Below are 5,984 nucleotides of genomic sequence, written 5' to 3' on the forward strand. Positions count from 1 at the left end.
GATCAGGCACCTTCAACGAAGGTAGCAATGGCTAAAGTAATTAAAGCTTTTAAACTTAAACCTGACTGTCATTGTACATCGAAATATCTGAATAATCTCATTGAGCAAGATCACCGTCATATTAAAGTAAGAAAGACAAGGTATCAAAGTATCAATACAGCAAAGAATACTTTAAAAGGTATTGAATGTATTTACGCTCTATATAAAAAGAACCGCAGGTCTCTTCAGATCTACGGATTTTCGCCATGCCACGAAATTAACATCATGCTAGCAAGTTAAGCGAACACTGACATGATAAATTAGTGGTTAGCTATATTTTTTTACTTTGCAACAGAACCAGATATACCTTACGACCTTTAGAAAATTCAATTTTTAACTTTAAGTTAGTAAATTATTATTCATTAATTTAAAATTTGACTAAAATCACCAACAGTATATATAAAGTATATTTTCCCTTCTTGGTCATACCATTATTTAAACGTAGGGTTAAATGCAAACCAGAAGTCTGACAATAACTTCAAGAGTTTCTAGGAAGTTTTTTGGAATATTAGTAATTAAGGCCTCTCTTTTTTAGATAAATGTCAGATTTATTTTTGTATTTAATGGGAGTGCTTCACCCAAAATGTAAACATTTTCATTTTTTTAGTTTACATTTAGATCGCTTAGTTTTATTATCAGTACTAATACAGATATAGGAAAGAGTGGTGAAATGTTTACTTGTAATCATGAAAATGTGCGCTAGCTATCATGTGTCTAGGTAAGACGATTACGGGGGGATTTACCTTTAGCTGCTACTTTAAATTCTCAAAAGATTTATAAAACATTTTCAAGCGATAATCATGGTGTTAATGCATTTTTACATAGCTATACTTACACCGGTAACCAAATAGTATGTTCCATTGCTTTAGAAATTATTGTTACTTTTGTTCCAATTTTAAGCATATTGAATAAAGAAATTTGAAAAATGGTTAATATTTTTGAAAAAGCACTACACAATATATTAGATAAGGATGATTAGTATGAATTTAGCTGAAAAAATTTTAAAAGGAGAAATCTTAACTAAAGAGAGGTTATTGAAAATATATGAAAATCCTAATATAGATACATTAGATTTATTGAACGAAGCCTACATATTAAGAAAACATTATTATGGGAAAAAAGTAAAATTAAATATGATCTTAAATGCTAAAAGTGGTATATGTCCCGAAAACTGCGGTTATTGCGGTCAATCTAGAGATATGAAACAAAAGCAAAGATACGCTCTAGTACCAGAAGAACAAATTGTTAGCGGAGCCAAAGTAGCTAACGAGAATAACATAGGTACATATTGCATTGTCATGAGCGGCCGAGGACCTAGTAACAAAGAAATTGATCATATAAGTAGAACAGTAGAAGAAATTAAATCAAACCATCCTCAACTGAAAGTATGTGCGTGCCTTGGTTTAACTAATGATGAACAAGCTAAGAAGCTCAAAGCGTCTGGCGTTGATAGATATAACCATAATATAAATACGAGTGAAAACTATCATGAAGAAGTTGTAACTACCCATACTTATAAGGACAGAACAAATACTATAGAAATTATGAAAGAAAATAATATTTCACCATGTTCTGGTGTGATTTGTGGGATGGGAGAATCAAATCAAGATATTATTGATATGGCTTTTGCCTTAAAAGAAATAGATGCAGATAGTATTCCTATTAATTTTTTACATCCTATTAAAGGTACAAAGTTTGGAGAAATGGATGAATTGACACCCATGAAGTGCTTGCGACTTATATCTCTATTTAGGATTGTCAATCCATCTAAAGAAATTAGAATTGCTGGCGGTAGAGAAGTTAATTTACGTTCACTACAACCTTTGGCTTTAAAGGCAGCAAATTCAATATTTGTAGGAGACTACTTAATTACTGGAGGACAGCCTAATAAATTAGATTATAAGATGATAGAAGATTTGGGATTTGAAATCGACTCTGGATATAATGAGCTGAAAGAAAGAGTATAATGACCTTACAAAGTGATTTTAAAAATTACAAGAAGAAAGTTTATATAGAGAGATTAAATCTATTGGATCCATTCGTGGTAAAGATATACCTATAGATGGGAAAATGATATTAATTTCGCCTCCAATCATTATCAAGACAAGAAGAAACTCGTTTTCAACTCGTTTCTAAAAATTAAAAAAGAGAGTAAAAATTAGGAGCCACTCTCTTTTTTAAAACCACTCAATAAACCAAAAATAAGAATTAAAGCAGAAATAAATAAACATAAAACAAAAAGCCCATTAAATTCAGGTGTATTGAAAAAAGAAAACAATTCTAAGTTACTTAAATTACTAAGAAAACCACTATCATTGGGAGTTAGCTTCAAGTAATCAAAAACAAAAATTAAAAGGGTATTCGGATTATCGTGTGGAAAAACATTATAGCTGGTAGATTTTTGCTAAACTAAGGTCAGGCTAGTTGAAGAGTATCTTTTATTTTCTAAGTAATTGTGGTAGCATAAAAATGAACTAGAAAACTGTAGCTAGGGTTCCGCTATCTAGGTAGGTCAGTGACCGAGGGCTACATCTTTTACAATATGTAAAAGGCACCTATTGACATAAAAGGTCCGAGGGGGAAGGTTCAGCGTAGTTGTTATGCGTTGAAATCTTTCTCTTCGGCTCTTTTTTTATTATTTAGGAGGTATTTATCGTATGAAAAGGATCGATGATTTGAAAGCTGGTGTTGCAGTTATTATTTTGAATGAGGAGAACCAAGTTTTGTTGCAAAAAAGGTCCGATGTAGGACTTTGGGGTATTCCTTCAGGACATATAGAAATAGGGGAAACAGTTTCTGAAGCAGCTATTAGAGAAATAAAAGAGGAAACCAATTTAGATATTAGAATTAAAAAGCTTATAGGTGTGTACTCTGAGCCTGATTCTCAGGTTTTTACTTATCCAAATGGAAGAGTAGTGCATTTTATAACAACTTGTTTTCTTGCTGAAATTACTGGGGGTGAACTACGATGTAATTCTTCTGAGTCACAAGAAATTCAATTTTTTGAACAACAAAGTTTACCAAGAGACTTATTGAAAATGCATCCTCAATGGTTAAATGACGCCCTTGCCAATGATGACTTAGCTTTTATTCGTTAAAAAGTAAATCCTTGTTAAGTTAACGGGGGGATTAGTAAAAAGAGGGGTTCAGATAAAAAATTCCACACTATTTTCCGATTACCCAATTAAAATAAATGTGCCAATTGTGAAAAGAATAGCTGAAATTAAATATTTTAAAAACTTACTCAATATACCCCTCCTTTTTTTATCAAATTACCAAAATTAGTTGCTTTATTCCAATTGCTTTATTGACGTTGAGCCTCGGAACCCTTATGTATTTACAAATGATATAATATAAAAGTCGTCGTTTTACTTCTGTGCTGTAATTAGCATGGAAGGAGGTGACATCATGTTCAGCATCATATTTGTATCTTTAATAGCTCCTATAATAGTAGGGGTTATACTCACGCTATTTTCTTATTGGCTAAATAAGCGTGATAGATAATTAAACGACGACATAGTCAATACACCCAAAAAGAGCCCGATAACTACTGTGAATAGTTATCGGGCTCGGTGTTTATCATGCTTAGCATCATATTTGTTAATTACATTATAACACCATAGTGGATAGGAATGCAAAATTGCATATCTAAAATTATACATTTTTCTTTTTAAAAGCGAAAATAACTAATGCTAAAAAGATAATAATATAAACAATGTTCCCAATATATAGTTCATGTAACTCTAGTTTAGTCATTTTTTTGAATACTTCGTTATCTAATACTTGTGTACTTAAATTTAACATGTTGATAGGATTCCATTTTAACCATTCCCATTGAGCAATTGCCGCAAAGAGTATGCCTGAAATAACAGAAGAAGCAAAGTAGAAGACAATTCCTACAGCAATCGAAACACCTGGTGATTTTAAAAGGCAAGAAATTAATAATGTTAAACTCAATATTAACCACATACCAATATAAGTAGCTAAAGCAGTTAACAAGTGCTCTTGTAACAGTGATAAATTGTCACCAGATTGTTTTAAAATATCCATATCAGAAAATAGCACTAATTTTAAACCTAAGCTTATCAAAGTAGTAACAATAAATAATACTAATGAATAAATAAATAAAGCGCTAAATTTACTTAAAATAATACTCATTCTTGAGTAGTTTCTATAAAGTAAGTTCTTAATTGTACCATAGTGAAATTCCATAGTGATTATGGTTGCTGCTTGAATAATCATTAAGAAGAAGATCCAAGAAAATCCTGTATACCCTTGTTTGAACTGTGATTCTGGCTTAAGTATATCTTCATAATTATTACTTAAAACTGCCATAGCAATCATTAGAATAAATATTATAATTGGGATAATAATGGATGATTTCTTTTTAAATATCTTATAAAGTTCTTGATTAATTAAAGTGCCCATTATGATTGTTCCCCCTTTTGATCAATAATATTAAGTAATATATTTTCTAAATCACTTTCATTTGATTGGTTCAATTCTTCCATAGTAGTCTCTTTAATAATTTTACCTTTATCAATAATTAAAATTGAGTCTGTAACTTTTACAAGTTCACTTAAAATATGACTAGATATTAAAAAAGTTACACCTTGATTTTTAAAGTCTATAATCGTCTCTCTCACATTTTTTACGGCTTTTGGATCTAAGCCGTTCATTGGTTCATCTAAAATAACTAATTTAGGATGATTTAAAAGTGCCAGAGCGATACCTAGCTTTTGTTTCATTCCTAATGAATAAGTTTTTGCTTTACTATGTATAAAATCATTCATTTCTAACTTATCAACAATTTGCTGAATATTACTTGTGTCTTTATCTTCATTAATAAGCTTCATATTTTCAAAACCAGTAAGAAATGGATATAATCCAGGATTTTCAATTAAAGCACCTATATCATTACTTTTATTTAAAGTATGTGATTTTAGAGTTCCAGATTGATAGCTGGATAGACCTAAAATAACCTTCATTAATGTTGTCTTTCCTGCACCATTTCCACCTACTAATCCAATAATATCGCCACTGTTTAGTGTGAAAGATACATCTTTTAGAATTTTTTTACTTTTGATATTTTTACTAATTTCGTTCAAAGTTAATAATTCCATAGTATTCCCCCTTTTTGGTTTTGTGACTTATATATCAATATTATCAAACAAACAATTGTAAATATATAGTATTGTGTGATATTGATACTATTTAAATTATAAAAAGTGTATATATTGTCAAAAAGATTATACTATTAAGGGTACACCCTAATCATACAAAATAAGTTGTTGAAATTATCGCAATCTGTCACTTTATTCGATATATGAGAATGATTTTACCTAATAAATGAGAAAAGCAACGCACTATATTAAAATGCGTTGCTTTTTCTATTATCGAATACCTATAACTAAACTATCTCTAGCTGTTTCTACAACTTCTGTACTTATTTTATCTAAACCATTTATATCCATAATTTAATTTCTTTTTGGAGGCCACACAAAATATGAAATACAAATAATTAAGTCTATAATAATAACAATTGTCCAAATATGAATAACACCATCCATAGCTTCTGTACGACTTTTATCATTAATTAAATAAACAATTAAATGTAAAATCCCAGTACCTATAATGTAAGACAGTAAATGTTTCAACCAACTTTTAGCATAGTTTTTAGAGTAAGCTAAACCGTCAAGTTTATAAGGTTTGGAACCTTGCTTCATCACATAATATCTAAATCTATCATCTGCCCAATTTAGGTTCTGTTGCAAAGTTGAATTTATAGTATAATTTTAACAAAAAGGAGTCTTCTGTATGAACTATTTCAGATATAAACAATTTAACAAGGATGTTATCACTGTAGCCGTTGGCTACTATCTAAGATATGCATTGAGTTATCGTGATATATCTGAAATATTAAGGGAACGTGGTGTAAACGTTCA

The 5,984-nt window shown here is 30.0% G+C and carries 5 protein-coding genes and 5 pseudogenes; 6 read left to right on the forward strand and 4 right to left on the reverse strand.

The window, feature by feature from the left end; genetic code table 11:
• The 5 genes and pseudogenes from BDW31_RS12075 to BDW31_RS12100 all read left to right on the forward strand — a co-directional run.
• Positions 1–279: pseudogene (locus tag BDW31_RS12075) on the forward strand (IS6-like element IS257 family transposase); the annotation flags it as partial.
• A 415-nt stretch (positions 280–694) separates the two neighbouring features.
• Positions 695–961 (forward strand): annotated as a pseudogene (locus tag BDW31_RS12820) (aminotransferase class III-fold pyridoxal phosphate-dependent enzyme); the annotation flags it as partial.
• A gap of 58 nt (positions 962–1,019) precedes the next feature.
• On the forward strand, positions 1,020–2,006 hold the full coding sequence (gene bioB, locus BDW31_RS12085) for a biotin synthase BioB (RefSeq protein ID WP_019467634.1): 987 nt from the start codon (positions 1,020–1,022) through the stop codon (positions 2,004–2,006).
• A 690-nt stretch (positions 2,007–2,696) separates the two neighbouring features.
• Complete coding sequence (locus BDW31_RS12095; protein WP_002476233.1) at positions 2,697–3,137, forward strand: NUDIX domain-containing protein; 441 nt, start codon at positions 2,697–2,699, stop codon at positions 3,135–3,137.
• A 310-nt stretch (positions 3,138–3,447) separates the two neighbouring features.
• Positions 3,448–3,543, forward strand: a complete 96-nt coding sequence (locus tag BDW31_RS12100; protein WP_107365925.1) for a type I toxin-antitoxin system Fst family toxin — start codon at positions 3,448–3,450, stop codon at positions 3,541–3,543.
• 150 nt (positions 3,544–3,693) lie between these two features.
• On the opposite strand, the gene BDW31_RS12105 is transcribed toward BDW31_RS12100, so the two are convergent.
• The 4 genes and pseudogenes from BDW31_RS12105 to BDW31_RS12120 form a co-directional block, all read right to left on the reverse strand.
• Entirely contained in the window at positions 3,694–4,467 is a 774-nt protein-coding gene (locus BDW31_RS12105; RefSeq protein ID WP_053022575.1) for an ABC transporter permease, read from the reverse strand.
• Entirely contained in the window at positions 4,467–5,162 is a 696-nt protein-coding gene (locus tag BDW31_RS12110; RefSeq protein ID WP_002512557.1) for an ABC transporter ATP-binding protein, read from the reverse strand. The genes BDW31_RS12105 and BDW31_RS12110 overlap by 1 nt, the downstream gene beginning before the upstream one ends.
• Positions 5,163–5,432: 270 nt before the next feature.
• Positions 5,433–5,516: pseudogene (locus BDW31_RS12115) on the reverse strand (AAA family ATPase); the annotation flags it as partial.
• Positions 5,517–5,801, reverse strand: a pseudogene (locus BDW31_RS12120) (hypothetical protein); the annotation flags it as partial. It lies immediately after the preceding pseudogene.
• A gap of 55 nt (positions 5,802–5,856) precedes the next feature.
• Between BDW31_RS12120 and BDW31_RS12125 the strand changes: the two are divergent.
• Positions 5,857–5,984 (forward strand): annotated as a pseudogene (locus BDW31_RS12125) (IS6 family transposase); the annotation flags it as partial.

The organism is Staphylococcus sp. AtHG25 (genome assembly GCF_003217445.1).
Taxonomy (GTDB): domain Bacteria; phylum Bacillota; class Bacilli; order Staphylococcales; family Staphylococcaceae; genus Staphylococcus; species Staphylococcus haemolyticus.